Below are 26,385 nucleotides of genomic sequence, written 5' to 3' on the forward strand. Positions count from 1 at the left end.
GCACCCCCGCCGCGGTCATCCCCCACTTCAGGGAGGCAACCATCATGGCTACCACTCTGCTGCGTAAGACCGTTCTGACCGCTGCCGGTATCGCCGCCACCGCCGGTGGCATCGCCGGACCCGCGATCGCCGCCCACGCCGCCCCCACCACCACGAGCGTGGTGGCCGACCGTAAGGGTCACGGTGAGCGGGAACTCGACGTGCGCTACGAGGCCCAGCCCAACTTCTACTTCTGCGGCCCCGCCGCCGCCCGTAACGCCCTGTCCGTGCAGGGCAAGAACATCGACGTGCACGCCATGGCCAAGGAGATGGGCACCACCGAGGCCGGCACCAACAGCATCAACGACATCACCCCCGTGCTGAACAAGGAGACCGGCGCCAGCAACGCCTACAAGTCGGTCGAGATCAGCACCCCCAAGGCCGACGACAAGCAGACCGACACCCTGCGCACCGACGTCGTCAAGACCGTCGACGCCGGCCGGGCCGTGGTCGCCAACATCGCCGGCACCGCCACCGACACCGACGGCACCACCCACTCCTTCGAAGGCGGCCACTACATCAGCGTCATCGGCTACCGCGACGACGGCCACACCGTCACCATCGCCGACAGCGCCAACCCCAACACCGCCACCTACCGGATGAGCATCGACAACCTCGCCGACTGGATCGCCACCCGCGGCTACAGCACCAGCTAAGACCAACACCGCCGCACCGATGGCTGCAGAGCAAGAAACGCAGCCAATGCGGCCAGCACGACCTCGCGGGCCAGAGCACCACCGCGTGAACCAGAGCGAGGCCACAGCACACCGGAAGGGCCCGACCCCACCACGGGGTCGGGCCCTTTCGCGTGTGTCAGGACTCGGCGAGGACGGCCAGGATCGCCTCGCCGTACTTGGCGAGCTTGTTCTCGCCGACCCCGTTCACCCGGGACAGCTCGGCCAGTGAGGCGGGCGGCTCGGCGGCGATCTGCCGCAGCGTCGCGTCGTGGAAGATGACGTACGCCGGGACGCCCTGTTCCTTGGCGGTGGCCGCGCGCCACGCGCGGAGCCGCTCGAAGACGGGCGCGGCGGCGGGGGAGAGGTCGGCGACGACGGTGGCCGCGCCCCGGGGCTTGGCGGACCGGCCGGCCGGGCGCTCCGGCTCCTTGCGCAGGGTGACCGTACGGCGGCGGCCGAGCACGTCCGCGCTGGCCTCGGTCAGCGCCAGCGTGCCGTAGTCGCCCTCGACGGCCAGCAGACCCTCGGCGAGCAGTTGGCGCACCACGCCACGCCACTCGGCCTCGCGTAGTTCGGTGCCGATGCCGAAGGTGCTCAGCGCGTCGTGGCCGTGCTGGTCGATCTTGTCGGTGTGCTTGCCGAGCAGGATGTCGATGCTGTGCCCGGCACCGAAGCGCTGGTTGCGTTCGCGGTCGAGCCGGTAGACGGTGGACAGCAGCTTCTGCGCGGCGACGGTGCCGTCCCAGGACTCGGGCGGGTCGAGGCAGGTGTCGCAGTTGCCGCAGTCGGCCACCTCGGTCTCGCCGAAGTATTCGAGCAGCTGGGCGCGGCGGCAGCGGACCGTCTCGCAGAGCGCCAGCATCGCGTCCAGGTGGGCGGCGAGGTTGCGCCGGTGCGCCAGGTCGCCCTCCGACGTCTCGATCATCTTGCGTTGCTGCACCACGTCCTGGAGCCCGTACGCCAGCCAGGCCGTGGACGGCAGCCCGTCGCGCCCGGCGCGGCCGGTCTCCTGGTAGTAGCCCTCCACCGACTTGGGCAGGTCGAGGTGGGCGACGAAGCGTACGTCAGGCTTGTCGATGCCCATGCCGAACGCGATCGTGGCGACCATGACCAGCCCGTCCTCGCGCAGGAAGCGCTGCTGGTTGGTGGCGCGGGTCGTGGCGTCCAGCCCGGCGTGGTACGGCAGCGCGGGGATGCCGTTGGCGACCAGGAACTCGGCGGTCTTCTCCACCGAGGCCCGGGACAGGCAGTAGACGATGCCGGCGTCGCCGGGGTGCTCGTCGCGCAGCAGGCTGAGCAACTGCTTGCGCGGTTCCCGTTTGGGCACGATGCGGTACTGGATGTTGGGCCGGTCGAAGCTGGCCACGAAGTGCCGGGCCTCGGTGAGCCGCAGCCGGGTGGCGATCTCGGTGCGTGTCGCCCGGGTCGCGGTGGCGGTCAGCGCGATCCGCGGTACGTCCGGCCAGCGCTCGTGCAGCATCGACAGGTTGAGGTAGTCGGGGCGGAAGTCGTGCCCCCACTGCGAGACGCAGTGCGCCTCGTCGATCGCGAACAGCGCGATCCGGCCGCGTTCCAGCAGGCCGAGCGTGGAGCGCACGGCGAGCCCTTCCGGGGCGAGGTAGAGCAGGTCCAGCTCACCGGCGAGGTAGGCCGCCTCGACCCGGCGCCGCTGCGCGGGGTCCTGGGTCGAGTTGAGGAACCCGGCCCGGACGCCGACCGCGGTGAGCGCGTCGACCTGGTCCTGCATGAGCGCGATCAGCGGCGAGACCACCACCGCCACGCCGTCGCGGACCAGCGCCGGGATCTGGTAGCACAGCGACTTGCCGCCACCGGTGGGCATGAGCACCAGCGCGTCGCCGCCGGCCACCACGTGCTCGACGACCTCCTGCTGGAAGCCGCGGAAGGCGTCGTACCCGAAGACCCGGCGCAGCACCTCGAGCGCGTCGGCGGTCCGGGGGGCGTCGGTCCGCTCGTCGGTGGGGGAGACCATCCGCGCAGTCTACGAGCGTCCCCCGACACCGCCCGTCCCGGCGAGCCGTCCCGGGGCCGCCGACATGTTCCGGTCGTCACCCCGTGGAATCCCGGGCGGGGTCGCAGCCGTTAGAGTCGCTGATTGACCATGCGCGGCCGACCGGCCGCGGCGCCACGGCTGGGGGTAGCGGGTGAGCGAGGCGCGTACAGCGGGTGACCTGGGGCCGACCGAGGCGGAGACGACGCCGGTGCGACCGGCGCCGGCCGAGTCGGAGACCTCCCTGGTGGTGGTGACCGGCCTGTCCGGCGGCGGGCGCAGCACCGTGGCGCGGGCGCTGGAGAACGTCGGCTACTACGTGGTCGACAACCTGCCGCAGGCGCTGCTGCTGGACATGGCCGAGCTGGCGTTCAAGGCCGGCGGCGCGGCCCGGCGTACGGCGATGGTGCTGGACGTGCGCTCGCGCGCTTTCTCCACCGACCTGGCCGGGGCGATCCGGGAGCTGCGTGAGCGCGGCTTCCAGCCCCGGGTGGTCTTCGTCGACGCCGACGACGAGGTGCTGATCCGGCGGTTCGAGAGCGTGCGCCGCTCGCACCCGCTTCAGGGCGACGGGCGGCTGGCCGACGGCATCGCGGTCGAGCGGGCGCTGCTGGAGGAGGCCCGCGAGCAGGCCGACGTGATCATCGACACCAGCCACCTGAACGTGAACCAGCTGCGCCGCCGGGTCGAGGAGCTGTTCGGCGGCGAGGACGCCCGCCGGCTGCGGATCACCGTGATCTCGTTCGGCTTCAAGTACGGTCTGCCGCCGGACGCCGACTTCGTGATGGACGCCCGCTTCCTGCCGAACCCGTACTGGGTGCCGGAGCTGCGCGAGCACACCGGCCGCGAGGAGGCGGTCAGCGCGTACGTGCTGGGCCAGGAGGGCGCCGACGCGTTCGTGGCCGGCTACGCCGACCTGGTCAACGCCACCACCGCCGGGTTCGAGCGGGAGGGCAAGCGCTACCTGACCGTGGCGGTCGGCTGCACCGGCGGCAAGCACCGCAGCGTGGCCATCGCCGAGGAGCTGGCCTCCCGGCTGCGCCACTCCGGCATCGCCGCCAACGCCCAGCACCGGGACCTGGGGCGGGAGTGACCCCGACCAGGGTGGTCGCCTTCGGCGGCGGGCACGGGCTCTCGGCGTCGCTGCGGGCGCTGCGTCACTGCGTACCCGAACTGGACCTGGACATCACCGCGGTGGTCACCGTCGGTGACGACGGCGGCTCCAGCGGCCGGTTGCGCGCCGAGCGCGGCGGCCTGCCGCCCGGCGACCTGCGGCAGGCGCTCGTCGCGCTGGCCGGCGACCATCCGGCCACCCGGCGCAGCGCGGCGTTGTTTCAGCACCGCTTCGCCGCCGCGGTGCCGCCGGCGCCGACGATCGCCGCGCCGGTGCCGGTCGCGGTCGGCGACTCGCTCGCCGGCCACGCGGTCGGCAACCTGCTGCTGCACGGGCTGACCGAGCTGCTCGGCGACCCGGTGGCCGCGCTCGACCACGCCGGGGCGATGCTCGGCGCGGTGGGGCGGGTGCTGCCGATGTCCCGCCAGCCGGTGGGCATCGAGGCCCGGGTCCGCGGCGCCGACCCGGAGCACCCGGACGAGGTGTCCACGGTGCGCGGCCAGCACCAGGTCGCGGTCACCCCGGGCACCGTCGAGTCGCTGCGGCTCAACCCGTCCGCGCCGGCCGCGTGCGCCGAGGCGGTGACCGCGGTACGCGCCGCGGACTGGCTGATCTTCGGGCCGGGCAGCTGGTACACGAGCGTGCTGCCGCACCTGCTGGTGCCGGGCCTGGCCGACGCGATCGTGTCCAGCCCGGCGCGGCGGCTGGTGACGCTCAACCTGGTGGCCGAGAAGGAGACCTCGGGGCTCTCCCTGCCCGACCATCTGGACACACTGCGGCGCTATCTGCCCGAGTTGAAGGTGGACCGGGTGCTCGCCGACTCCACGGCGGTGGGTGATCCCGCGGCGGTCGAACGTGCGGCAGAATCGCTGGGTGCCCGGCTGGTCCTCGCTCCCGTCGCCGTCCTGGACGGCACGCCCCGTCATGATCCAGCCGCCCTGGGCGCCGCGCTGGTGCCTGTCCTGCGCGCCGATCGTTAGACACGTACGTAATCACCGGCGACACGCCGGAACCGGTCCGTGAGGGGGCGCACTATGGCGATGACGGCTGCGGTCAAGGACGAGCTGAGTCGGGTCGACGTGCCCAAGCCCTGCTGTCGGCGGGCGGAGATGGCCGCCCTGCTGCGTTTCGCCGGCGGCCTGCACATCGTGTCGGGCCGCGTCGTGGTCGAGGCGGAGCTGGACACCGGCGCGGTGGCGCGGCGGCTGCGGCGGGAGATCGCCGAGGTGTACGGCTACCCGAGCGAGATCCACGTGCTCGCCTCCGGCGGGCTGCGCAAGGGCAGCCACTTCATCGTGCGGGTGGTCAAGGACGGCGAGGCGCTCGCCCGGCAGACCGGCCTGCTCGACGTGCGGGGCCGCCCGGTGCGCGGCCTGCCGCCGCACGTGGTGGCCGCGAACGTCTGCTGTGCCGTGTCGGCCTGGCGGGGCGCGTTCATGGCGCACGGCTCGCTCACCGAGCCGGGCCGCTCCAGCGCGCTGGAGATCACCTGCCCGGGTCCGGAGTCGGCGCTGGCGCTGGTCGGCGCCGCCCGCCGCATCGGCATCACCGCCAAGAACCGCGAGGTGCGCGGCGTGGACCGGGTGGTGGTCAAGGACGGAGACGCGATCGCCGCGCTGCTCACCCGCATAGGGGCGCACTCCAGCGTGCTGGCCTGGGAGGAGCGGAGGGTACGCCGGGAGGTGCGCGCGACAGCGAACCGGCTGGCGAACTTCGACGACGCGAACCTGCGCCGCTCCGCGCGCGCCGCGGTGGCCGCCGCCGCCCGGGTGACCCGTGCGCTGGAGATCCTCGCCGACGACGCGCCGAACCACCTGACCTCGGCCGGGCGGCTGCGCCTGGAGCACCGTCAGGCCTCCCTGGAGGAACTGGGCGCGCTCGCCGAGCCGCCGCTGACCAAGGACGCCATCGCCGGCCGGATCCGCCGGCTGCTCGCGCTGGCCGACAAGCGTGCCCGTGACCTGGGCATCCCGGATACGGAAGCGGCAGTCACGCCGGACATGCTCGTGGTCTGATAGGACTCGGGCGGCAGTGCACCGCGAGCGGGATCACCACCCGCCGCAGCGCGACGCCGCGCGCTCGGATATGGTCGCTGCGTACGGCAAGGGGGCCGGAACAGGCGCTCCTCGCCGTGCTCACCGCCTCGGGCGGTCAGGTCTCCGTGACCGCGGCGGGGTGGCCGAGATGACATGTCGACGGCCGGCTCCAACGGTCGGCGCACACACCTCCGCCGGCCGCGGTCTGACGCCGGCGGACCAGAACGCGAGGAGATGGGACCTGTGACCATCCGGGTTGGCATCAACGGCTTCGGCCGGATCGGCCGCAACTTCTTCCGGGCAGTGCTGGCGTCCGGCGCTGACGTCGAGGTCGTGGCGGTCAACGACCTGACCGACAACGCGACGCTCGCCCACCTTGTCAAGTACGACAGCATCCTGGGCCGCCTCCCGCACGAGGTGAAGGCAACCGCCGACGAGATCACCGTGGGCGGCAAGACCATCAAGGCGTACGCCGAGAAGGACCCGGCGAAGCTGCCGTGGGGCGAGGTCGGCGCCGACGTGGTCATCGAGTCCACCGGCTTCTTCACCGACGCCACCAAGGCGAAGGCGCACCTCGACGGCGGGGCCAAGAAGGTCATCATCTCCGCTCCGGCGAAGAACGAGGACGTCACAGTGGTCATGGGCGTCAACCAGGACCAGTACGACCCGGCCAAGCACAACATCATCTCGAACGCCTCCTGCACCACCAACTGCCTCGCGCCGATGGCGAAGGTCCTGCAGGACACGTTCGGCATCAAGCAGGGTCTGATGACCACCATCCACGCGTACACGCAGGACCAGAACCTGCAGGACGCGCCGCACAAGGACCTGCGCCGGGCCCGGGCCGCCGCGCTCAACATCGTGCCGACCTCGACCGGTGCCGCGAAGGCCATCGGCCTGGTGCTGCCGGAGCTGAAGGGCAAGCTGGACGGCTACGCGCTGCGCGTGCCGATCCCGACCGGCTCGGCCACCGACCTGACCGTCGAGGTCGGCCGGGAGACCACCGTGGACGAGGTCAACGCCGCGCTCAAGGCCGCCGCCGAGGGCCCGCTGCGGGGCATCCTCACCTACAACGAGGATCCCATCGTCTCCGCCGACATCGTGACCGACCCGGCGTCGTGCATCTTCGACGCGCCGCTGACCAAGGTGATCGGCAACCAGGTCAAGGTCGTCGGCTGGTACGACAACGAGTGGGGCTACTCGAACCGCCTGGTGGACCTGGTCAAGCTGGTGGGTCAGTCCCTGTGAGTGCGAGGAGCGAGCTTGCGAGCCCCGCAGTCACGAACGGAGGGCTGGCTCTGTGACGATCCGCAACCTCGACGACCTGCTCGCCGAGGGGGTGTCGGGTCGGCGCGTGCTGGTGCGCGCCGACCTGAACGTCCCGCTCGACAAGCAGACCGGGGAGATCACTGACGACGGCCGGATCCGGGCCGTCCTGCCGACGCTGAGCGCGCTGGTGCAGGCCGGCGCGAAGGTGGTCGTCTGCTCGCACCTGGGCCGCCCGAAGGGCGCGCCGGACCCGCAGTTCAGCCTCCGCCCGGTCGCCGGGCGGCTCGGTGAGCTGCTCGGCGCCCCGGTGCACTTCGCCGAGGACACCGTCGGCGACTCGGCGCGGTCCACGGTGGCCGACCTGGCCGACGGCCAGGTCGCGCTGCTGGAGAACCTGCGCTTCAACGCCGGCGAGACCAGCAAGGACGACGCGGAGCGGGGCGCGTTCGCCGACCAGCTCGCCGCGCTCGGCGACGCCTACGTCGACGACGCGTTCGGCGCGGTGCACCGCAAGCACGCCAGCGTGCACGACGTACCGGCCCGGCTGCCGCACTTCGCGGGCCGGCTGGTGCTGCGCGAGGTCGAGGTGCTCAGCCGTCTCACCGGCGAGCCGGAGCGGCCGTACGTGGTGGTGCTGGGCGGCTCGAAGGTCTCCGACAAGCTCGCCGTGATCGAGGCGCTGCTGCCGACCGTCGACCGGCTGCTCATCGGCGGCGGGATGTGCTTCACCTTCCTCAAGGCCCAGGGCCACGAGGTGGGCACGTCGTTGCTGGAGAAGGACATGGTCGAGACCTGCCGCAACCTGATGGAGCGCGCGCCGGGCAAGATCATGCTCCCGGTCGACGTGGTGGCCGCCGACGCGTTCGCGCCGGACGCCGCGCACGACACCGTGCCGGCCGACGGCATCCCCAGTCACCGGCTGGGCCTGGACATCGGCCCGGAGACGGTGGCCGGTTTCGCCGCCGCGCTGTCGCAGGCGAAGACCGTCTTCTGGAACGGCCCGATGGGCGTGTTCGAGATGGCGGCGTTCGCCAACGGCACCCGGGGCGTGGCCGAGGCGATCACCAAGGCCGACGCGTTCAGCGTGGTCGGCGGCGGCGACTCGGCCGCGGCGGTGCGCGCGCTGGGCCTGGACGAGTCCTCGTTCGGGCACATCTCCACCGGTGGTGGCGCCTCCCTGGAATACCTGGAGGGCAAGACCCTCCCCGGCATCGCGGCCCTGGAGAACTGAATGGCGAGCACGACCCGCCGGCCACTGATGGCCGGCAACTGGAAGATGAACCTGAACCACCTCGAGGCCAACCTGCTGGTGCAGAAGCTGGCCGCGAGCCTGAACGAGAAGCAGCTCACCGACGTCGAGTGCGTGGTGCTGCCGCCCTTCACCGACCTGCGTACCGTGCAGACGGCGGTGGACGGCGACAAGCTGCTGATCGGCTACGGCGCGCAGGACCTGTCGCCGCACCCGTCGGGCGCGTACACCGGTGACATCGCCGGTCCGATGCTCGCCAAGCTGGGCTGCGGTTACGTGGTGGTCGGCCACTCCGAGCGGCGGCAGTACCACCACGAGGACGACGCGCTGGTCAACGCGAAGGTGTCGGCGGCGCTGGCGAACGGGCTCACCCCGATCCTCTGCATCGGCGAGGGCCTGGAGGTCCGGGAGCAGTCGGGTCAGGTGCGGCACTGCTGCGACCAGCTCGACGGCGCGCTGAAGGGGCTCACCGCCGAGCAGGTCACCAAGGTCGTCGTGGCGTACGAGCCGGTCTGGGCGATCGGCACCGGCAAGACGGCGACCCCGGACGACGCCCAGGAGGTCTGCGGCGCGGTGCGCAAGCGCATCGCCGAGACCTACGACGAGGGCACCGCCGAGCAGGTCAGGATCCTGTACGGCGGGTCGGTCAAGGCGTCGAACGTCGCTGCGATCATGGCGCAGCCGGACGTGGACGGGGCTCTGGTCGGGGGCGCCAGCCTGGACGCGGAGGAGTTCGCGCAGATCTGCCGGTTCCCGGAGCACATCGCCCGCTGATCGCTCGCTATCCTTGACGCTGCCCGTCCACCGGTCGGTGCCGCAGTGCCCGACAGGTCCGGGCAGTGATCGCAACGAGAGGACTGACCCCCGCCATGCCGATCTGGTTCGCCTACACGATGATCGTGTTGCTGGTCATCACGAGCGTCCTGCTCACCCTGCTGATCCTCCTGCACCGCGGTAAGGGCGGCGGGTTGTCGAGCATGTTCGGCGGCGGCGTCAGCTCCAGCCTGGCCGGTTCGTCGGTGGCCGAGAAGAACCTCGACCGCTACACCGTTCTGGTGGGAATCGTCTGGTTCGCGTGCATCGTCGGGCTCGGGCTCTGGCTGCGGCTGCAGATGGCCAGCGGCACCTGAGTCGGCGCTGAGAAGCGTACAATCTGCGCGCGGTCCGTCACGGACCGCGCGCAGTTTTGTTTCTCCGCGCGTCGCCCGTCGCCCACCCCCTCCGGCGGCGGTCCCCTCCGACGACAGGGAGCGAGCAACCGTGCCCAGCAACAACGTCATCCGCGGCACCCGGGTCGGGTCCGCCCCCGAGCGGTTCGACCAGCGGGTCGAGCCCGCGCCGCGCCGACCGGTCGTCTACTGGTGCCGCCACGGGCACCGGGTCGAGTTCCTGATCGCGGCCGAGGCGGAGACGCCCGCCTCCTGGGAGTGCCCCCGCTGCGGCGAGCCGGCCGGCCCCGACCCGGGCGACCCGCCGGGCCGCCAGCGCGCCGAGCCGTACAAGACCCACCTGGCGTACGTGCAGGAGCGGCGCACGCCGGAGGAGGGTGAGGCACTGCTCGCCGAGGCCCTCGACGCGCTGCGCCGGCGTCGCGGCCGCGCCTGATCCGGCGAGTTGGCGTCGCCGATCGCCAGTTCGGGGTGGTGGTCGTGTCGGAGTGCCCCGGATGCCGCCACTTCGGCGAGCTGGTGTCGTCGATCGCCAGATCGTGGACGGGCCCCGGCAGGGGCCCGCCACGACCGGGATCAGCGGAGGCTGCGCAGCCGCGGCGGCACGTTCGCCGCGGCGGCCCGGTCCAGCAGCCAGAGGGTACGCGAGACGCCCCGCACCCCGGCGGCCGGCAGCTGCACCGGCCCGGCCCCGGCCAGCGCCATGCCCACCGCCCGGGCCTTGTCCGCCCCGGCGGCGATCAGCCAGACCTCCTCGGCCGTGTTGATCGTCGGCAGGGTCAGCGTGGTCCGCACCGGCGGCGGCTTCGGGCTGCCCCGCACCGCGCTGACCGGCCGGTTGTCGTGGTGCACCGGGTGCTCCGGGAACACCGACGCCACGTGCCCGTCCTCGCCGACGCCGAGCATCAGCACGTCGAAGTGCGGCACCACCGCGTTCCCGGGCCGCGCGGCGGCGGCCAGCTCCCGCGCGTACCCGGCGGCAGCCGCCTCCGGGTCGTCACCCGCGGGGCCGTCCGACGCCGGCATCGGGTGCACCCGGGCCGGGTCGAGCGGCACCGTGTCCAGCAGCGCCGCCCGCGCCTGCGTCTCGTTGCGGTCCGGGTCGCCGGCGGGCAGGAACCGCTCGTCTCCCCACCACACGTCGACCCGGGACCAGTCGACCGCGTCCCGGGCGGGCAGCTGCCCGACCGCCCGGTACACCGCCGCGGCGATCCGCCCGCCGGTCAGCACCACCGATGCCTGGCCGCGCTCGGCCTGCGCGTCGAGCAGCTTCACCACCAGCCGGGCCGCCACCGCCTGCGCCAGCAGGTCGGGGTCGGCGTGTACGGCGACACTCGCCTCAGTCATCCGTCGTGCCCTCGTGTTCCGACCGCCCACCGGCGGTCACCTGTGCCTCCGACCGCCCGGTCCGGGCGGTCACTCGTTCGCGGTCGCGCCCGCGTGCGCGGTCACGCCGGCCTCGGCCCGCTGGGCGGTCGCCGGATCCTTCCACACGTGCACCCGCTGGGCCGGGCGCTGGTCGAGCCCGGTGATCCCGGCCGCAGCGCCGAGCGCCTCCGCGTACACCTGGTCGGCGTCGAGGCGGCGCAGTTCTTCAGCCAGCTCGTCACCGAGCGGCCGGCGGACCAGCGGCAGCGTGCGGTCCTCCTGCCCGGTACGCCGGAACACCGCGATGCTGTCGTCCCGGGTGAGCGTCAGCTCGTCGCCGTTGGCGCAGCGCAACTGCACCTGGCGCATCCGGGGGAACTCGTCGGTGGCGGTCAGGACCGGGTCGATGCCGAGCCGGGCCTTCAGCCAGCCGCGCATCAGCGCCGCCGTCGGGTCCGACGGGGGAGCCACCACGCTGGCCTCGGTGACCCGGGCCTGGGTGGTGTCGAACGCGCCGGCCACGAGCGTGCGCCACGGGGTGATCCGGGTCCACGCCAGGTCGGTGTCGCCCGGGGCGTAGTCGTGGGCCCGCTGCCGCAGCGCGGCGATCGGGTCGGCGGCCTGCGCCGAGTCGGTGATCCGCCGGTCCGCGACCACGCCGAGGAAATCGGTGGAGATCTCCGCCGGGGGCTCACCGTGCCACCACGTCACCACCGGCACGTCCGGCACCAGCAGCGGCATCACCACCGACTCGGCGTGCAGCGCGAGGCGCCCGTACATCCGGGTCACCACCGCCTCGCACGGCCCGAGCCGGCCACCCACGACGATCTCCGCGTCCAGCCGGTTGCGGTCGCGCTCCACATCGGAGCGGACCACCACGAGCAGCCGGCACGGGTGCGCCGCCGCGGCGATGGTGGCCGCCGCCTCCGCCTCGCGTACCCGCTTCTCGTCCACCACCACGATCAGCGTGAGCGCCATGCCACTGGCCACTCCGCCGGCGCTGCGCCGTTCCGCGGCCAGCGCCTTGACCACCTCGTTGCCGGTGGTGTCCCACAGCCCGATCAATGGAGCCTCCTGGTTCGCTCGCAGTGCTCGCTCACGCTCTTCGCCAAGCCCGGCCCTCGCGGGCCAGCATCTCGTCGGCGGCCCGGGGCCCCCACTCACCGGCCCGGTACGGCTCCGGGGTCGTGCCCTCCCAGGCGTGCTCCAGCGGGTCGACGACCTGCCAGCTCTGCTCCACCTCGGCGGCGTCCGGGAACAGCGTCCGGTCGCCGATCAGCACGTCCAGCACCAGCCGCTCGTACGCCTCGGGGCTGGACTCGGTGAACGCCTCGCCGTACTGGAAGTCCATCGCGATGTCGCGGACCTCCATCGTGGTGCCCGGCACCTTGGAGCCGAACTTCAGCACCACGCCCTCGTCCGGCTGCACCCGGATGACGAGCTGGTTGGGGCCGAGGGACTCCATGTCGGCGGCGTTGAACGGCAGGTGCGGCGCCTTCTTGAACATGATGGCGACCTCGGTGACCCGCCGGGGCAGCCGCTTGCCGGCCCGGATGTAGAACGGCACACCGGCCCAGCGGCGGTTCTGGATGCCCAGCTTCACCGCCACGTACGTCTCGGTGGTGGAGCCCTCCGGGACGCCCTCCTCCTCCAGGTAGCCCTTGGCCCGCTCGCCGCCCACCCAGCCGGGCAGGTACTGGCCGCGCACGGTGTCCTCGGAGACGTCGTGCGGCACGGTGATCGCCTTGAGCACCTTGAGCTTCTCGGCGCGGATCTCGTCGGCGTCGAAGCTCGTCGGCTCCTCCATGGCGACCAGGGCGAGCAACTGGAGCAGGTGGTTCTGGAGCACGTCGCGGGCGGTGCCGACGGAGTCGTAGAACGCCGCGCGGGTGCCGATGCCGACGTCCTCGGCCATGGTGATCTGCACCGAGTCGACGTACTTGGAGTTCCACAGCGGCTCGAACAGGTTGTTCGCGAAGCGCAGCGCCAGGATGTTCTGGACCGTCTCCTTGCCCAGGTAGTGGTCGATCCGGAACACGTCCTGGCGGGTGAAGACGTCGTCGACGAGGTCGTTGAGCGCCTTGGCCGAGGGCAGGTCGTTGCCGAACGGCTTCTCCACCACCACGCGCCGCCAGCCGCCGGACTTGGCGTTGTCCGCCATGCCGGTGCGGGCGAGCTGCTTGAGCACCACGGGGAAGGCCGCCGGGGGGATGGAGAAGTAGAAGGCGGCGTTGCCGGGGATGCCGTGCGTGTCGCGCAGCTCGTCGAGCGTGGCGGCGAGGTGGTCGAACGCGGCGTCGTCGTCGAACGAGCCGCCGACGAACTTGATGTTGCCGGCGAGCCGGGCCCACACCTCCTCCCGCCACGGGGTACGGGCGTGCTTCTTGGCCGCGTCGTGCGCCACCGACTCGAAGTCGCCGTCGCCCCAGTCCCGTCGGGCGAAGCCCAGCACCACGAAGCCGGGCGGCAGGAGCCCCCGGTTGGCCAGGTCGTAGACCGCCGGCAGCAGCTTCTTGCGGGCCAGGTCACCCGTCACCCCGAAGATCACCAGGGCACACGGCTCGGGGATCCGGGGCAGCCGCCGGTCCTGCGGATCGCGCAGCGGGTTCACCGGGCCACCTCCTCCTGCGTCTCGGTCCGCTGATTCCAGGTCATTGATCGTCACGTGCGTGTCCGTCCGGCCGTGTCCAGGAGCTGGGCGGCACCCGCCGCCCGCTCGGTCAGGTGCAGTCGCAGCACCGGTCGCTCCCGGCCGGCCAGGGCCCGCCGGTCGCCGGCGGCCTGGGCCGCCTGGAGCTGCGCGAAGGTGTACGGACGGCCGGGCACCTCCAGATCATCGGTGACCGCACCGGTGATCTGGAGGTGCCGGCCGCGCGGGTCGGTGTGGTGCGGCCGGCGCGGTCCCCAGCCGAATGTGACCGGGCGTCCGGCGGCCCGCGCCAGCAGCGGGCGCAGCCCGGCGATCGCCGCGTCGGCGTGCCGGTCGAGGTACGCGGTCACCACGAGGTGCTCCCGTTCGCCCAGCCCGTCGAGCAGCCAGCGCAGCGCGCCGGTCAGGTCGGCCGGTGCGCCGCTCGGGGCGTACACCTCGATCGCGCCCTCGACCGACGACGGCGGCCCGCTCTCCGGCGCCGCGTCGTCGTCCGCCGGGTCCGGCGGCGCGGCGAACGGGTCGGTCCGCAGCGTCACCGCGGCGGTCGCGGCGGCGTAGGCCCAGGTGAGCAGGTGTGCGCCGAGCGGACCGTTGACCGCGACGTCGGCGGCCACGCCCGGTCCGACACCGGCGCCGAGGGCGCCGCCGAGACCGACAGTGAGCACGCCCGGACCGGTGGCGCCGGGGGAGTCGGGGGACTCCGCCACCACCGGCAGCAGACGTCCACCGGTGGCGTCGGCGAGCAGCGCGCCCGCCCAGCGGCCCAGGCCGTCGAGGCCGGTGCCGTCGGGTACCAGCGCGATCGTGTCCCGGCCGGCGCCGGGCGCCGCGCCCAGGGCCGCGCCGAGCGCCAGTGCCGGGTTGTCCCGATCCCGGTCGAGCGCGCCGGTGAGCGCCTCGGCCTCGTCCAGCACCTCGGCCACCGGCGCGCCGGCCAGCGCGGCCGGGACCAGGCCGAACGCGGTGAGCGCGGCCCACGGCCCGGCCGCGCCGGGCTCGGCCGGGATCACCACCGCGCCCAGCTCGTCGGCGCGCGCCGCGAGTTCCGAGCCGGGCTCGGTGACCACCACGACGTGCCGGGCGGCATCCGGGCCCTCGTCCGCCCACGCCTGCCGGTAGACCCGCAGGTGGGCGTCGGTGGTCCGGTCGAGGCCGTGCCGGGCGGCGAGCACGAGGAGGGTACGCGCCGGGCGGTCGGCGAGCGCGGCCCGCGCCGGCCCCGGATCGGCGGTGTCGAGCACCGTCACCGGCCGGCCCAGGCACTCGGCCAGCACCTCGGCGGCGAGCGTGTCGCCGCCGGCGCCGGCCAGCACCACGTGGTCCAGGTCGTCCAGCTCGGCGGCAAGTTCGGCGAGCTGGGGGAGCAGGTCCCGGCTGTGCCGGTGGGCGTGCAGCCAGCCCAGCCGGGCGAGGGCCGCCGGCTCGGCGGCCGGCCCCCAGAGGGCCGGGTCCGCGGCGGCGAGCCGGGCCGGGACGTCGTGGGAGACGAGCGTGGCGCGGGTGGCCGCACCGAGGGCGTCGGCCCCGCGCACGGCCAGACCGGCGGCCATGTCCGCCCGCCCGGCCAGCAGGTCACTCACCGCGCCACCTCGGCTCGTTCAAGGCAGACCACCTCACCCGTTCCACGGTACGGCGCGACGCGTCCCGGGGCCCGGCCCCGGGACGCGTCGGACGCCGTCGGTCACGCGTTGCCGCCGGCCTGCTGCGCCGCCTGCGCGTTCTCCCCGGCGGCCCGGTGCGGGCTGCCCGAGCCCTTGGCCGCCTCGGCGAGGGACTTCTTGACCCCCTCCAGCAGCTCCACCCAGCTCGCCTCGAACTTCTCCACGCCCTCGCGCTCCAGCGTGGCGATCACGTCGGACAGGTCCACGCCCACCGACTGGAGGTCGGCGAAGACCTGACGCGCGTCGTCGTACGCGACGGTGACGGTGTCCGGCTTCGTCTCGCCGTGCTCGGCGTAGGCGTGGACGACCGGCTCCGGCATGGTGTTGACGGTGCCGGGCGCGATCAGCTCCTCGACGTAGATGACGTCCCGGTAGTCCGGGTTCTTCGTCGACGTGGAGGCCCACAGCGGGCGCTGCGGGTGGGCGCCCGCGTCGGCCAGCTTCTGCCAGCGCGCCGAGGAGAAGACCTCGCCGTAGCGCTCGTACGCCAGCCGGGCGTTGGCGACCGCCGCCTTGCCGCGCAGCGCCTTGGCCCGGTCCGAACCGATCTTCTCCAGCCGCTTGTCCACCTCGGTGTCGACCCGGGAGACGAAGAACGAGGCGACCGAGCCGATCTTCGACAGGTCGTGCCCGTTGGCCTGCGCCTGCTCCAGGCCGGCCAGGAACGCGTCCATCACCTGCGAGTAGCGGTCCAGGCCGAAGATCAGCGTGACGTTTACGCTGATTCCCTCGGCCAGCGTCGCGGTGATCGCGGGCAGGCCCTCCTCGGTGGCCGGGATCTTGATGAACAGGTTCGGCCGGTCGACCAGCCACCACAGCGCCTTGGCCTCGGCGACGGTCTTCGCCGCGTCGTGCGCCGAGCGCGGGTCCACCTCGATCGACACCCGGCCGTCCACGCCGTCGCTGACGTCGTACGAGGGGCGCATCACGTCGCAGGCCCACCGCACGTCGTACGTGGTGAGCATGCGGACCGCCTCCTCGACGTCCACGCCGCGTACGGCGAGGTCACGAAGCTGCCAGTCGTACTCGTCGGCGTCGCTCAGCGCCTTCGCGAAGATCGTCGGGTTGGTGGTCACCCCGGCGACGTGGCTCTCCCGGCGCAGCTTGTCCAGCCCGCCGGAGCTCAGCCGTACCCGGGAAAGATCGTCGAGCCAGATCGCCACACCGGCGCCCTGGAGCTCCTTCAGCCTGTCCGTCATGCCGTCCACGCTCCCCTCAGTTGCCGGTCGTGAAACCGGTGATGTCGCCCACCCGGGTCAGCGCCGCGTGCGCGGCGGCCACGATCCGGTCGGGGGTGAACCCGAACTGCTCGAAGAGCACGGTGTGCGGTGCGCTGGCGCCGTAGTGCTCGATGCTCACGCACTCGCCGCTGTCGCCGACGATCGCCCGCCACGACATCGCGATGCCCGCCTCCACGCTCACCCGTGCCTTTACCCCGCGAGGCAGCACCGACTCCCGGTACGCCTCGTCCTGGGCGAAGAACCACTCCTGGCAGGGCATGGACACGACCCGGGTGGGGGTGCCGTCGGCCTCCAGCCGCTCCCGCGCGGTGAGGCAGAGCTGCACCTCCGAGCCGGTGCCGACGATGATCACCTGCGGCTTGCCGTTCGACGCCTCGGCCAGCACGTACCCGCCCTTGGCGACGCCCTCGGCGCCGCCCAGGTCGGTGCGGTCGAACGTCGGCAGCGCCTGGCGGCTGAGCGCCAGCGCGGTCGGCCGGTCGGTGTGCTCCAGCGCCTGCCGCCACGCCCAGACCGTCTCGTTGGCGTCGGCCGGGCGCACCACGTCCAGGCCGGGGATGGCCCGCAGCGCGGTCAGGTGCTCGATCGGCTGGTGCGTCGGGCCGTCCTCGCCGAGGCCGATCGAGTCATGCGTCCAGACGTACGTCACCGGCAGCTTCATCAGCGCGGCCAGCCGCACCGCCGGGCGCATGTAGTCGCTGAACACCAGGAACGTGCCGCCGTAGGGGCGGGTGCCGCCGTGCAGGGCGATGCCGTTGAGGATCGAGCCCATGGCGTGCTCGCGGATGCCGAAGTGCAGCGTGCGGCCGTACTCGTCACCGGGGAAGTCCTTGGTGGCGTGCGCGGCCGGGACGAACGACGGCTCGCCCTTCATCGTGGTGTTGTTGCTCTCGGCCAGGTCGGCCGAGCCGCCCCACAGCTCGGGCAGCACCGGCGCCAGGGCCTCCAGGATCTTGCCGGAGGCGGCCCGGGTGGCGACGCCCTTGGCGTCCGCCGGGAAGGTCGGCAGCGCGTCGGTCCAGCCGGTCGGCAGCGTACGGGTGGCCATCCGGTCCCACAGCGCCTTGCGCTCCGGGTTGGCCTGCGCCCACGCGTCGAATCCGGTGGTCCACTCGGCCTGCTCCTGCGCGCCGCGCTCCAGCACCTGGCGGGCGTGCTTGAGCACCTCCTCGTCGACCTCGAAGGTGCGCTGCGGGTCGAAGCCGAGGATCTCCTTGGTGGCCTTGACCTCGTCCGCGCCGAGCGCCGAGCCGTGGATCTTGCCGGTGTTCTGCTTGTTCGGCGCGGGCCAGCCGATGATCGTGCGCAGCGCGATGAACGACGGCCGGCCGGTCTCCGCCTTGGCCGCCAGCAGCGCCTGGTACAGCGCCTCCACGTCCTCGTGGTAGTCGCCCTGGTCGGCGTCGCCGCTGCGCCAGTCGACGGTCTGCACGTGCCAGCCGTACGCCTCGTAGCGGGCCGCCACGTCCTCGCTCTTGGCGATGCGGGTGTCGTCCTCGATCGAGATCTCGTTGTCGTCGTAGATCACGCAGAGGTTGCCGAGCTGCTGGTGACCGGCGAGCGCGCTGGCCTCGTGGGTGATGCCCTCCTCGATGTCACCGTCGGAGGCGATGCACCAGATGTCGTGCCGGAACGGGGAGTCGGCGCGGTCCGGCTCCGGGTCGAACAGGCCGCGCTCGCGGCGGGCGGCCATGGCCATGCCGACCGCGTTGCCGAGGCCCTGGCCGAGCGGGCCGGTGGTGGTCTCGACGCCCGGGGTGTGGCCGTGCTCCGGGTGGCCCGGGGTGAGCGAGCCCCACTGGCGCAGCGCCTTCAGGTCGTCCAGCGACAGCGGGTAGCCGGAGAGGAAGAGCTGGATGTAGAGCGTCAGGCTGGAGTGGCCGGCGGAGAGCACGAACCGGTCGCGCCCGGCCCAGTTCGGGTCGGCCGGGTTGTGCCGCATGACCCGGTTGAAGAGCAGGTACGCCGCCGGGGCGAGGCTCATCGCCGTCCCCGGATGGCCGTTGCCGGATTTCTCCACGGCGTCCATGGCCAGCACGCGGACCGTGTCGACGGCCCTGCGGTCGAGGTCGGACCAGTTGAGAGCGGGAAGCTCGGGTCGGTTGGCAGCCACGATGGTTGTGCTCCTCGGCAGATGGGCGGAACCCTCACTGATGACCCTATCGAGCGGTGCTAAACGTCCGCCCGGGGATCTCAGCATGCTGTTCTGTACGGATCGCGGACGTCCGGTCGTTCAACCCCAGGTGTGACGGCTCGCACCGTTGCCGGGTCCACGGGGCAGCGAAAACGACGCCGCGTAGTGTGTGGGGCGGTGTGTGGACCCGCAGCGGTCCGGGCCGAACGACCTCCCCCGCCGATGCCGGAAGGTGGCAATCCGTGAGCATGATCACCGAGCGCCCCGTCAGCAACCCTGCCGGGCAGTCGCCGGTGGGCGCGGTGGCGGAGGCGCCGGCGAGCGGCCGGCGGGACGTACGCGCCGTGGTGGCGGCGTACGTGACGCTGACCAAGCCGCGGATCGTCGAGCTGCTGCTGGTCACCACCGTGCCGGCGATGATGCTCGCCCACGGCGGGATGCCGTCGCTGTGGCTGGTCGCCGTGGTGCTGGTCGGCGGGTCGCTCGCGGCCGGCGCGGCGAGCGTCATCAACTGCTACATCGACCGCGACATCGACCAGCTCATGCGGCGCACCAAGCGCCGTCCGCTGCCCGCGCACACCGTGTCGCCGCGCAGCGCCCTGGTCTTCGGCCTGGTGCTGGCGGCCGTCTCGGTGGCGCTGATGGCGGCGGCGACGAACTGGCTGGCGACGGTGCTGACGCTGGCCGCGATCGCCTACTACGACCTGGTCTACACGCTGTGGCTGAAGCGGACCACGGCCGCCAACACGTTCTGGGGCGGCATCTGCGGGGCCGCGCCGGTGCTGATCGGCTGGGCCGCTGTCACCGGTTCGCTGGCACCGGCCGCGTGGGGCCTGTTCGCTGTGGTGTTCTTCTGGCAGATGCCGCACTTCTACGCGCTGGCCATCAAGTACAAGGCCGACTACGCCCGCGCCGGGGTGCCGATGCTGCCGGTGGTGGCCTCGGTCCGGCGGGTCAACGCCGAGATCATCGGCTTCTCCTGGCTGACGGTGCTCTCCTCGCTGGCGGTCTGGCCGCTCGGGATGAGCCCGATCTACGGGGTCACGGCGCTCGTGGTCGGCGGGATCTTCCTCGTCGAGGCGCACAAGCTGTGCCGGCGCGCGACGCGCGGCGAGGCGGTCAAGCCGATGCGGCTGTTCCACTGGTCCACCACGTACCTCACGATCCTGTTCGCGGCCGTCGCGCTCGACGCGCTGCTCTGACCCGCCCGTCCGGCGGTTCATCAGAAATTTTTTTCGGGCTTTCCCGGACGGGTCCAACCCGGACAGATTGTGACGATCCCGCCCGCCCGTTTCACCCAGATATAAGCGACATGTACGGGCGAATTACCTGTGGTTCTTCTTAAACCGACGGGTAATTGGCATCACATTCAGTTCATGGTTCTCGCACATCCGGGTGGAACTCTGCTTAGGCTTCGCGTCATGGCAGATGGTTCCGATACGACGCTGACGGCTGACAAGACCGCCGAGCAGGCCCCCAACGGCCTGGTCGCGGGCATCAAGTCGTTCGCCGCCGGGCACGGCGGCGCGAAGGCGGTCATCGAGTACGTCGGCAAGCGCGGCGCACGGATCGTCCTCGTGGGTTCCGACGGGGTATGGGCAGACCAGTTCGCCGACGGCACGGACGTCGCGCGGCAGGCCTGCGCGAAGGCCGGGGTCGACGTCGAGAACGCCTGGGAGCGTGAACTGATGGACCAGATGCGTCCGAGCAACGACCTGTGGCGGTCGATGGCCCGGCGCACGATGGCCCGTTGACATATACCGAATGACCAACCACCACCAGTCGACCCGGGGGAGACCCCGGGTCGCTTTCGTCACCTGCGCCGAACTGCCCGGCCTCGACCCGGACGACCGGCTCGCGCTCGGCCCGCTCGCCGACCGCGGCGTCACGACCGAGATCGCGGTCTGGGACGACCCCTCGGTGGACTGGCCCGGGTACGACCTGGTCGTGCTCCGCTCCCCGTGGGACTACGCGCGGCGGCGGGACGAGTTCGTGGCCTGGGCGCGTACCGTGCCGGCCCTGGTCAACCCGGCCGACGTGGTCGCCTGGAACACCGACAAGCGCTACCTGTCCGAGCTGGCCGCCGCCGGAGTGCCCACCGTCCCGACGGAGTGGGTCGAGCCGGGGCAGGCGTGGACGCCCCCGGCCCGCGGCGAGCACGTGATCAAGCCGGCGGTGAGCGCCGGCAGCCAGGACACCGGCCGCTACGACCTGACCGACCCGGAGCACCGTGAGCTCGCGGTGGCCCACGTACGGCGGCTCTCCGCCGCCGGGCGGGTCACCATGGTCCAGCCGTACCTCGGCGCGGTGGACACCGCCGGGGAGACCGCGCTGCTGTTCCTGGCCGGCCCCGGCGGCCTGGCGTTCAGCCACGCGATCCGCAAGGGTCCGATGCTGACCGGGCCGGACCTGGGCGAGGCCGCGCTCTACAAGGAGGAGCGGATCGACGCCCGCGCCGCCACGGCGGAGCAGCGCGCGGTGGCCGAGAAGGTGCTGGCGGTGGTGCCCGGCGGCCCGGACCGCCTGCTCTACGCCCGGGTCGACCTGATCCCCGGCCCGGACGGCGCGCCCGTGCTGGTCGAGCTGGAGCTGACCGAGCCGAGCCTGTTCGTCGGGTACGCCGACGGCGCCCCGGACCGCCTCGCCGACGCGGTGCTCACCCACCTGGCCCGCCGCTGAGGCCACCGGCCGGGTGACCGCCGCGACGGCCCGCACCGGCACGACGCTCAGTCGCGGTCGCTGTGGTTGCGCGCCCAGCGGCCACCGATCGGCGGCGTGTCCAGCCGCAGCGCGGCCTCGGTGCCGGCCAGGTCGTTGTCCTCGAACGCGCAGGAGACGCAACTGCCCGCCTCGGTGACCCAGATGCCGTACGCCTGGGTGTCGGCGTCCCGGTGCCAGATCCGGTTGCCGCGCACGGTGGCCGAGTCGAACGGCGCGGCGATCGTGATGCCGCCGCACGCGGGCGGTGAGTCGGGCAGCTCGTACGCCGTGCCGGGCCCCGGCGTGGCGGCGCTCCAGCCGGTGGAGCCGTCCGGGCGCACCTCGGCCAGGGAGAGCCGGTCGGCGCTGTTGTCGGACACCACGGCGTCCCGGGAGCCGACCCGCACCACCTTGCCCCGGTGCCCACCGGCCGGCCAGTCGGCGTTGCCGTCGGTGACCTCGCGGGGGCCGTACCGCACCGCCTCGCCGGAGCCGGTGCCGGCCGGGGCGGAGCGGCGGCCGTTGTCCCGGATCCGGTTCCCGACGATCGACGTGTCGAGCATCGGCCGGTCGATCCGGATGCCGTCCAGCGCGTTCTCCCGGATGTCGTTGTCCTGGATCACCACGTCGGCCGCCGCGCCCCGGTAGCCGTGGCCCAGGTCGTGCTCGTGGTAGCCGAAGCCGCCGTTGCGGCTGATCCGGTTGGCCTGGACCGCGTACGGGCCGGGGGTGTTGCCCATGCTGATGCCGTCGCCGACGTTGTAGTCGATCACGCAGCCGGTGACCAGGCCGCCGCGCCCGGCCACCCCGGCGGTGCCGTTGCCCGACACGTCGAAGCCGGCCTCCAGGTTGTTGGTCATGGTGCAGCCGGAGACGATCAGCCCGTCCGCGCCCCAGTCAGAGATGCCGAACCGGTTGGCCTGGCTGTGGCAGCCGATGATCCGGATGCCACGGGGCGGGGTCCAGTAGTCCTTCTGCAGCTCCAGGAAGATGCCGTTGGTGCCGTTGCCGATGGTGGTGCAGTTGGCGATGGTGAGGCGCTCCACGTCGCCCCAGCCGCCGATGCCGACGCCGATCCCCGCGCCGCCCATCTGGTCGCCGTTGTCCAGCCGGCCGCACCCCACCGCGACCACCCCGTCGATCAGGCTGTCCTGGAGGAAGTCGCAGCCCAGGCCGGTCGCCCCGGTGTGGTGGATGTAGAGGTTGCGGAACACGCCGCGCACCACGTACTGCAGGCCCAGCCCCTTGGCCAGGTAGTCGTAGGCGGTCTGGGCCACGCCGGAGCCGTCGATCTCGAAGTCGGTGAACGAGCAGTCGGCGATGTGCCGGTCCCGGTCCGCGCCGTGCTGCACCGTGGTCCAGTAGGCGAGCGGGACCGGCGCGCTGCGGTTGCCCTCGTTGCTGAGCAGGAAGCGGGTCGCCGCCGGACCGGCGCCGAGCAGCGAGACGCCGCTGCGCCAGACGGTGCCCGCGTCGCGGATCGAGTACAGGCCGGGCGGGCAGTAGATCACCCGGGCCCGGCCGTCGGCGTCGTACCCGGCGCCGAGGCGGTCCACCAGCGCCGCCAGGGCGGGCTGGTCGTTGGTGACCCCGTCGCCGGTGAGGCCGTACTCGCGGGCGTCGCACCACAGCGGCGCGCCGGCGACCGGGGTCAGCCGTTGCGGGGTGGTGGTGGAGAGGCTCTTGCGGGACACGGGGAGCTCCCCTCGGGCGGACGGTCGGTGGCCCGGACCGCTTTCCCGCTCCAGCCGTGCGGTAACGCCCGCACTCAGGCGGCGGCGCCCACCCGTTGCTCGGCGGGCACGGCCGGGGCCTCCGGGGTGGCCGGCAGCCGCTCCCGGGTCGCCCACAGCACGCCCAGCGTGGCCAGCAGCACCAGGCAGGAGCCGAGCATGTGCGCGCCGACCAGCACGGCGGGCAGGTGGGTGAAGTACTGGACGAAGCCGATCACGCCCTGGCCCAGCTCGACCGCGATCAGCACCGCGGCGGCCCGCGCCGCCCGCGCCGCGCCGACCGCCCGGAACGCGAAGTACAGCGCCACCGACAGGCCGATCAGCAGGAAGACGCCGTCGGCGTGCACCTGGGAGATCGCCGCCGGGTCCAGGCCGTTGCGGGCCGCGCCGTGGTCGCCGGCGTGCGGTCCGCTGCCGGTCACCCACGTGCCGACCACCAGCACCGACGCGCTCACCGCCGTGGTGATCCAGGCGAGCGTACGCAGCGGCGCCGGCACGGTCGGGGACACCGGCCCGTCCGGGTCCTTGATGCGCCGCCAGAGCGCGTACGCGACCGCGATCACCGCCATCGAGGCGAGGAAGTGCAGCCCGACCACCCACGGGTTGAGGTTGGTGAGCACGGTGATGCCACCGATGATCGCCTGGGCCGGGATGCCGAACAGCACGCCCACGGCCAGCGGCAGCGTCCCGCGGCGGCGCGGACGGTGCGCCAGCACGGCCAGCACCACGGCGAGCGCGATGATCCCGACCGCGAAGGTGAGCAGCCGGTTGCCGAACTCGATCACCCCGTACACGCCCATCTCGGGTGTGGTGGTGTAGGAGTCCTCGGTGCACCGGGGCCAGGTGGGGCAGCCGAGGCCGGAGGCGGTGAGCCGGACGGCCCCGCCGGTGACCACGATCGCGACGTTCGCGATGATCGAGGCGAGCGCGAGGCGGCGCAGCAGCGTGGCGGAGACCGGAAACCGGACGGATCGCTTCACGGAGCGAATCCTACGCACCGTAGTTGATCCCGATCGGGTGACTCCGGCACCCCGGTGGTCGGAATCACCGGACCCCGGGTTTGCGGGCCCTCCGCGAATTACGTAACGTTGCTGTTGTGAAAAACGCGGCGGCGCTCTCCCGAACGCCGGTGACCGGTCCGGTCGCCGGTGGTTCGCGCGCACGTCGCGGCGTACGGCCCGGCGAGCGGGAGACCGCCCCGGCTGACCTGTCGACCCGGGACCGGGTCACCCAGCTGCTGCTGGAGCGTGGTCCCACCACCGCCGCGCAGCTCGGCACGGCGCTCGGCCTGAGCCCGGCCGCGATCCGCCGCCACCTCGACGCGATGCTCGCCGACGGTGACGTGGTCGCCCGCGACCAGACCGTCCGCGGCAGTCGCGGGCGCGGCCGCCCGGCCAAGGTCTTCGCGCTCACCGAGGCGGGCCGCGGTCGCTGTGGCACCCACCACTACGACAACATGGCCACCGCCGCGCTGCGGTGGATCGCCCGCACCGGCGGCACCGAGGCGGTCGCGGCGTTCGCGGCCGAGCAGGTCTCCGCGCTGGAGACCCGCTGCCGGGCGGCCATGGAGGACGCCGGAGACGCCCCGCTCGCGCGGGCGGAGGCACTCGCCGGCGCGCTGACCGCCGAGGGTTACGCTGCCAACGCGTCCACGATCGCCTCCGGCGGCCAGCTCTGCCAGCACCACTGCCCGGTGGCGCACGTGGCCGCCGAGTTCCCTCAGCTGTGCGAGGCCGAGACCGAAGTGATCTCCCGTCTGGTCGGCACTCACGTACAGCGCCTGGCCACCATCGCGCACGGCGACGGCGTGTGCACCACGCACATTCCCGCCCAGTCCGGTTCCACCGTCACCACTGTGAGGACAGATAGATGACCGAGCAGATCGTCCAGCCCCTGACCCAGGAGGAGCAGCTCGCGGCCCTCGGCCGTTACGAGTACGGCTGGGCCGACCCCGACGTCGCCGGGGCGTCCGCCCAGCGCGGCCTCAGCGAGGCGGTGGTGCGGGACATCTCGGCCAAGAAGAACGAGCCGGCCTGGATGCTCGACCTGCGGCTCAAGGGCCTGCGCCTGTTCGGCCGCAAGCCGATGCCGAACTGGGGCGCCGACCTCACCGGGATCGACTTCGACAACATCAAGTACTTCGTGCGGTCCACCGAGAAGCAGGCCACCTCCTGGGAGGACCTGCCCGAGGACATCAAGAACACCTACGACAAGCTCGGCATCCCGGAGGCGGAGAAGCAGCGCCTGGTCGCGGGCGTCGCGGCGCAGTACGAGTCCGAGGTCGTCTACCACCAGATCCGTGAGGACCTGGAGGAGCAGGGCGTCGTCTTCCTCGACACCGACACCGCGCTCAAGGAGCACGAGGACCTGTTCAAGGAGTACTTCGGCACGGTCATCCCGGTCGGCGACAACAAGTTCGCCGCGCTGAACACCTCCGTCTGGTCCGGTGGCTCGTTCATCTACGTGCCGAAGGGCGTGCACGTGGACATCCCGCTGCAGGCCTACTTCCGGATCAACACGGAGAACATGGGCCAGTTCGAGCGGACGCTGATCATCGTCGACGAGGGCGCGTACGTGCACTACGTCGAGGGCTGCACCGCGCCCATCTACTCCTCCGACTCGCTGCACAGCGCCGTCGTGGAGATCATCGTCAAGAAGAACGCCCGGTGCCGGTACACGACCATCCAGAACTGGTCGAACAACGTCTACAACCTGGTCACCAAGCGCGCCGTGTGCCACGAGGGCGCGACCATGGAGTGGGTCGACGGCAACATCGGCTCCAAGGTCACCATGAAGTACCCGGCGGTCTACATGACCGGCGAGCACGCCAAGGGCGAGGTGCTCTCGGTGGCCATGGCCGGCGAGGGCCAGCACCAGGACGCCGGCGCCAAGATGGTGCACGCCGCGCCGCACACCTCCTCGACCATCGTGTCGAAGTCGATCGCCCGGGGCGGCGGCCGCACCTCGTACCGCGGTCTGGTCCAGGTGCTGGAGGGCTCGACCAGCAGCAAGAGCACCGTCAAGTGCGACGCGCTCCTGGTCGACACGATCTCCCGCTCCGACACCTACCCGTACGTCGACATCCGCGAGGACGACGTGTCGATGGGGCACGAGGCGACCGTCTCCAAGGTCAGCGAGGACCAGCTCTTCTACCTGATGAGCCGGGGCCTGAGCGAGGACGAGGCGATGGCGATGATCGTGCGCGGCTTCATCGAGCCGATCGCCAAGGAGCTCCCGATGGAGTACGCGCTGGAGCTCAACCGCCTGATCGAGCTGCAGATGGAGGGCGCGGTCGGCTGACGCCGCCCGCCCTCCGCCTCACCTGACACCTCGT

General features: G+C 72.5%; 23 protein-coding genes. 14 read left to right on the forward strand and 9 right to left on the reverse strand.

Going from position 1 to position 26,385, the window contains the following annotated elements:
* Positions 1-44: 44 nt before the first annotated feature.
* Positions 45-695 (forward strand): C39 family peptidase, encoded by a 651-nt coding sequence (locus tag EAD96_RS21220; protein ID WP_121685549.1) that lies wholly within the window; start codon positions 45-47, stop codon positions 693-695.
* 157 nt (positions 696-852) lie between these two features.
* On the opposite strand, the gene recQ is transcribed toward EAD96_RS21220, so the two are convergent.
* Positions 853-2,706 carry a DNA helicase RecQ gene (gene recQ / locus EAD96_RS21225; protein WP_121685535.1) on the reverse strand — a complete coding sequence of 618 codons (1,854 nt, stop codon included), beginning with the start codon at positions 2,704-2,706 and terminating at the stop codon, positions 853-855.
* A 229-nt stretch (positions 2,707-2,935) separates the two neighbouring features.
* Between recQ and rapZ the strand changes: the two genes are divergently transcribed.
* The 8 genes from rapZ to EAD96_RS21265 all read left to right on the forward strand — a co-directional run bounded on the left by rapZ (position 2,936) and on the right by EAD96_RS21265 (position 9,997).
* Complete coding sequence (rapZ, locus tag EAD96_RS21230; RefSeq protein WP_120573677.1) at positions 2,936-3,817, forward strand: RNase adapter RapZ; 882 nt, start codon at positions 2,936-2,938, stop codon at positions 3,815-3,817.
* Positions 3,814-4,818: a uridine diphosphate-N-acetylglucosamine-binding protein YvcK gene (yvcK, locus tag EAD96_RS21235; RefSeq protein WP_120568917.1), complete on the forward strand. Its 1,005-nt coding sequence runs from the start codon at positions 3,814-3,816 to the stop codon at positions 4,816-4,818. The genes rapZ and yvcK overlap by 4 nt, the downstream gene beginning before the upstream one ends.
* 54 nt (positions 4,819-4,872) lie before the next feature.
* Positions 4,873-5,853, forward strand: coding sequence for a DNA-binding protein WhiA (whiA, locus tag EAD96_RS21240; RefSeq protein ID WP_018788213.1), 981 nt, complete (start codon positions 4,873-4,875; stop codon positions 5,851-5,853).
* A gap of 264 nt (positions 5,854-6,117) precedes the next feature.
* Positions 6,118-7,122 (forward strand): type I glyceraldehyde-3-phosphate dehydrogenase, encoded by a 1,005-nt coding sequence (gap, locus tag EAD96_RS21245; RefSeq protein WP_120568918.1) that lies wholly within the window; start codon positions 6,118-6,120, stop codon positions 7,120-7,122.
* Positions 7,123-7,174: 52 nt separating this feature from the next.
* On the forward strand, positions 7,175-8,374 hold the full coding sequence (gene pgk / locus EAD96_RS21250) for a phosphoglycerate kinase (protein ID WP_121685536.1): 1,200 nt from the start codon (positions 7,175-7,177) through the stop codon (positions 8,372-8,374).
* Complete coding sequence (gene tpiA / locus EAD96_RS21255) at positions 8,375-9,166, forward strand: triose-phosphate isomerase (protein ID WP_120568920.1); 792 nt, start codon at positions 8,375-8,377, stop codon at positions 9,164-9,166.
* Between the two features lie 95 nt (positions 9,167-9,261).
* A complete protein-coding gene (gene secG, locus EAD96_RS21260; protein WP_013287463.1) occupies positions 9,262-9,522 on the forward strand; it encodes a preprotein translocase subunit SecG in 261 nt (86 codons plus the stop codon).
* A 130-nt stretch (positions 9,523-9,652) separates the two neighbouring features.
* Positions 9,653-9,997 (forward strand): RNA polymerase-binding protein RbpA, encoded by a 345-nt coding sequence (locus tag EAD96_RS21265; RefSeq protein ID WP_091420426.1) that lies wholly within the window; start codon positions 9,653-9,655, stop codon positions 9,995-9,997.
* Between the two features lie 140 nt (positions 9,998-10,137).
* Here EAD96_RS21265 and pgl read toward each other — a convergent pair whose 3' ends face one another.
* The 6 genes from pgl to tkt all read right to left on the reverse strand — a co-directional run bounded on the left by pgl (position 10,138) and on the right by tkt (position 18,597).
* Positions 10,138-10,908 carry a 6-phosphogluconolactonase gene (gene pgl, locus EAD96_RS21270; RefSeq protein WP_120568921.1) on the reverse strand — a complete coding sequence of 257 codons (771 nt, stop codon included), beginning with the start codon at positions 10,906-10,908 and terminating at the stop codon, positions 10,138-10,140.
* A 69-nt stretch (positions 10,909-10,977) separates the two neighbouring features.
* A complete protein-coding gene (locus EAD96_RS21275; RefSeq protein WP_091331179.1) occupies positions 10,978-11,994 on the reverse strand; it encodes a glucose-6-phosphate dehydrogenase assembly protein OpcA in 1,017 nt (338 codons plus the stop codon).
* Between the two features lie 31 nt (positions 11,995-12,025).
* Positions 12,026-13,540 carry a glucose-6-phosphate dehydrogenase gene (zwf, locus tag EAD96_RS21280; RefSeq protein WP_091331180.1) on the reverse strand — a complete coding sequence of 505 codons (1,515 nt, stop codon included), beginning with the start codon at positions 13,538-13,540 and terminating at the stop codon, positions 12,026-12,028.
* Positions 13,541-13,590: 50 nt separating this feature from the next.
* Positions 13,591-15,162: a glucose-6-phosphate isomerase gene (locus tag EAD96_RS21285; protein WP_121685537.1), complete on the reverse strand. Its 1,572-nt coding sequence runs from the start codon at positions 15,160-15,162 to the stop codon at positions 13,591-13,593.
* A 101-nt stretch (positions 15,163-15,263) separates the two neighbouring features.
* Entirely contained in the window at positions 15,264-16,442 is a 1,179-nt protein-coding gene (gene tal / locus EAD96_RS21290; RefSeq protein WP_121685550.1) for a transaldolase, read from the reverse strand.
* Positions 16,443-16,458: 16 nt separating this feature from the next.
* Complete coding sequence (gene tkt, locus EAD96_RS21295; RefSeq protein WP_121685538.1) at positions 16,459-18,597, reverse strand: transketolase; 2,139 nt, start codon at positions 18,595-18,597, stop codon at positions 16,459-16,461.
* A 263-nt stretch (positions 18,598-18,860) separates the two neighbouring features.
* Between tkt and EAD96_RS21300 the strand changes: the two genes are divergently transcribed.
* The 3 genes from EAD96_RS21300 (at position 18,861) to EAD96_RS21310 (ending at position 21,297) form a co-directional block, all read left to right on the forward strand.
* Positions 18,861-19,820: a heme o synthase gene (locus EAD96_RS21300; protein WP_120568925.1), complete on the forward strand. Its 960-nt coding sequence runs from the start codon at positions 18,861-18,863 to the stop codon at positions 19,818-19,820.
* Positions 19,821-20,039: 219 nt separating this feature from the next.
* Positions 20,040-20,372: a hypothetical protein gene (locus tag EAD96_RS21305; RefSeq protein ID WP_013287454.1), complete on the forward strand. Its 333-nt coding sequence runs from the start codon at positions 20,040-20,042 to the stop codon at positions 20,370-20,372.
* A gap of 10 nt (positions 20,373-20,382) precedes the next feature.
* Positions 20,383-21,297 carry a RimK family alpha-L-glutamate ligase gene (locus tag EAD96_RS21310; protein WP_121685539.1) on the forward strand — a complete coding sequence of 305 codons (915 nt, stop codon included), beginning with the start codon at positions 20,383-20,385 and terminating at the stop codon, positions 21,295-21,297.
* A gap of 47 nt (positions 21,298-21,344) precedes the next feature.
* On the opposite strand, the gene EAD96_RS21315 is transcribed toward EAD96_RS21310, so the two are convergent.
* Positions 21,345-23,012 (reverse strand): right-handed parallel beta-helix repeat-containing protein, encoded by a 1,668-nt coding sequence (locus tag EAD96_RS21315; RefSeq protein WP_121685540.1) that lies wholly within the window; start codon positions 23,010-23,012, stop codon positions 21,345-21,347.
* Between the two features lie 74 nt (positions 23,013-23,086).
* Positions 23,087-24,049, reverse strand: a complete 963-nt coding sequence (locus EAD96_RS21320) for a heme A synthase (protein WP_199733252.1) — start codon at positions 24,047-24,049, stop codon at positions 23,087-23,089.
* A 98-nt stretch (positions 24,050-24,147) separates the two neighbouring features.
* Between EAD96_RS21320 and EAD96_RS21325 the strand changes: the two genes are divergently transcribed.
* Positions 24,148-24,924, forward strand: coding sequence for a metalloregulator ArsR/SmtB family transcription factor (locus tag EAD96_RS21325; RefSeq protein WP_091420402.1), 777 nt, complete (start codon positions 24,148-24,150; stop codon positions 24,922-24,924).
* Positions 24,921-26,351 (forward strand): Fe-S cluster assembly protein SufB, encoded by a 1,431-nt coding sequence (gene sufB, locus EAD96_RS21330; RefSeq protein ID WP_013287447.1) that lies wholly within the window; start codon positions 24,921-24,923, stop codon positions 26,349-26,351. Before EAD96_RS21325 ends, sufB begins: the two co-directional genes overlap by 4 nt.
* The last annotated feature ends 34 nt before the right edge of the window (positions 26,352-26,385 follow it).

This window comes from Micromonospora sp. BL1 (assembly GCF_003667485.1).
GTDB classification, from domain to species: domain Bacteria; phylum Actinomycetota; class Actinomycetes; order Mycobacteriales; family Micromonosporaceae; genus Micromonospora; species Micromonospora tulbaghiae.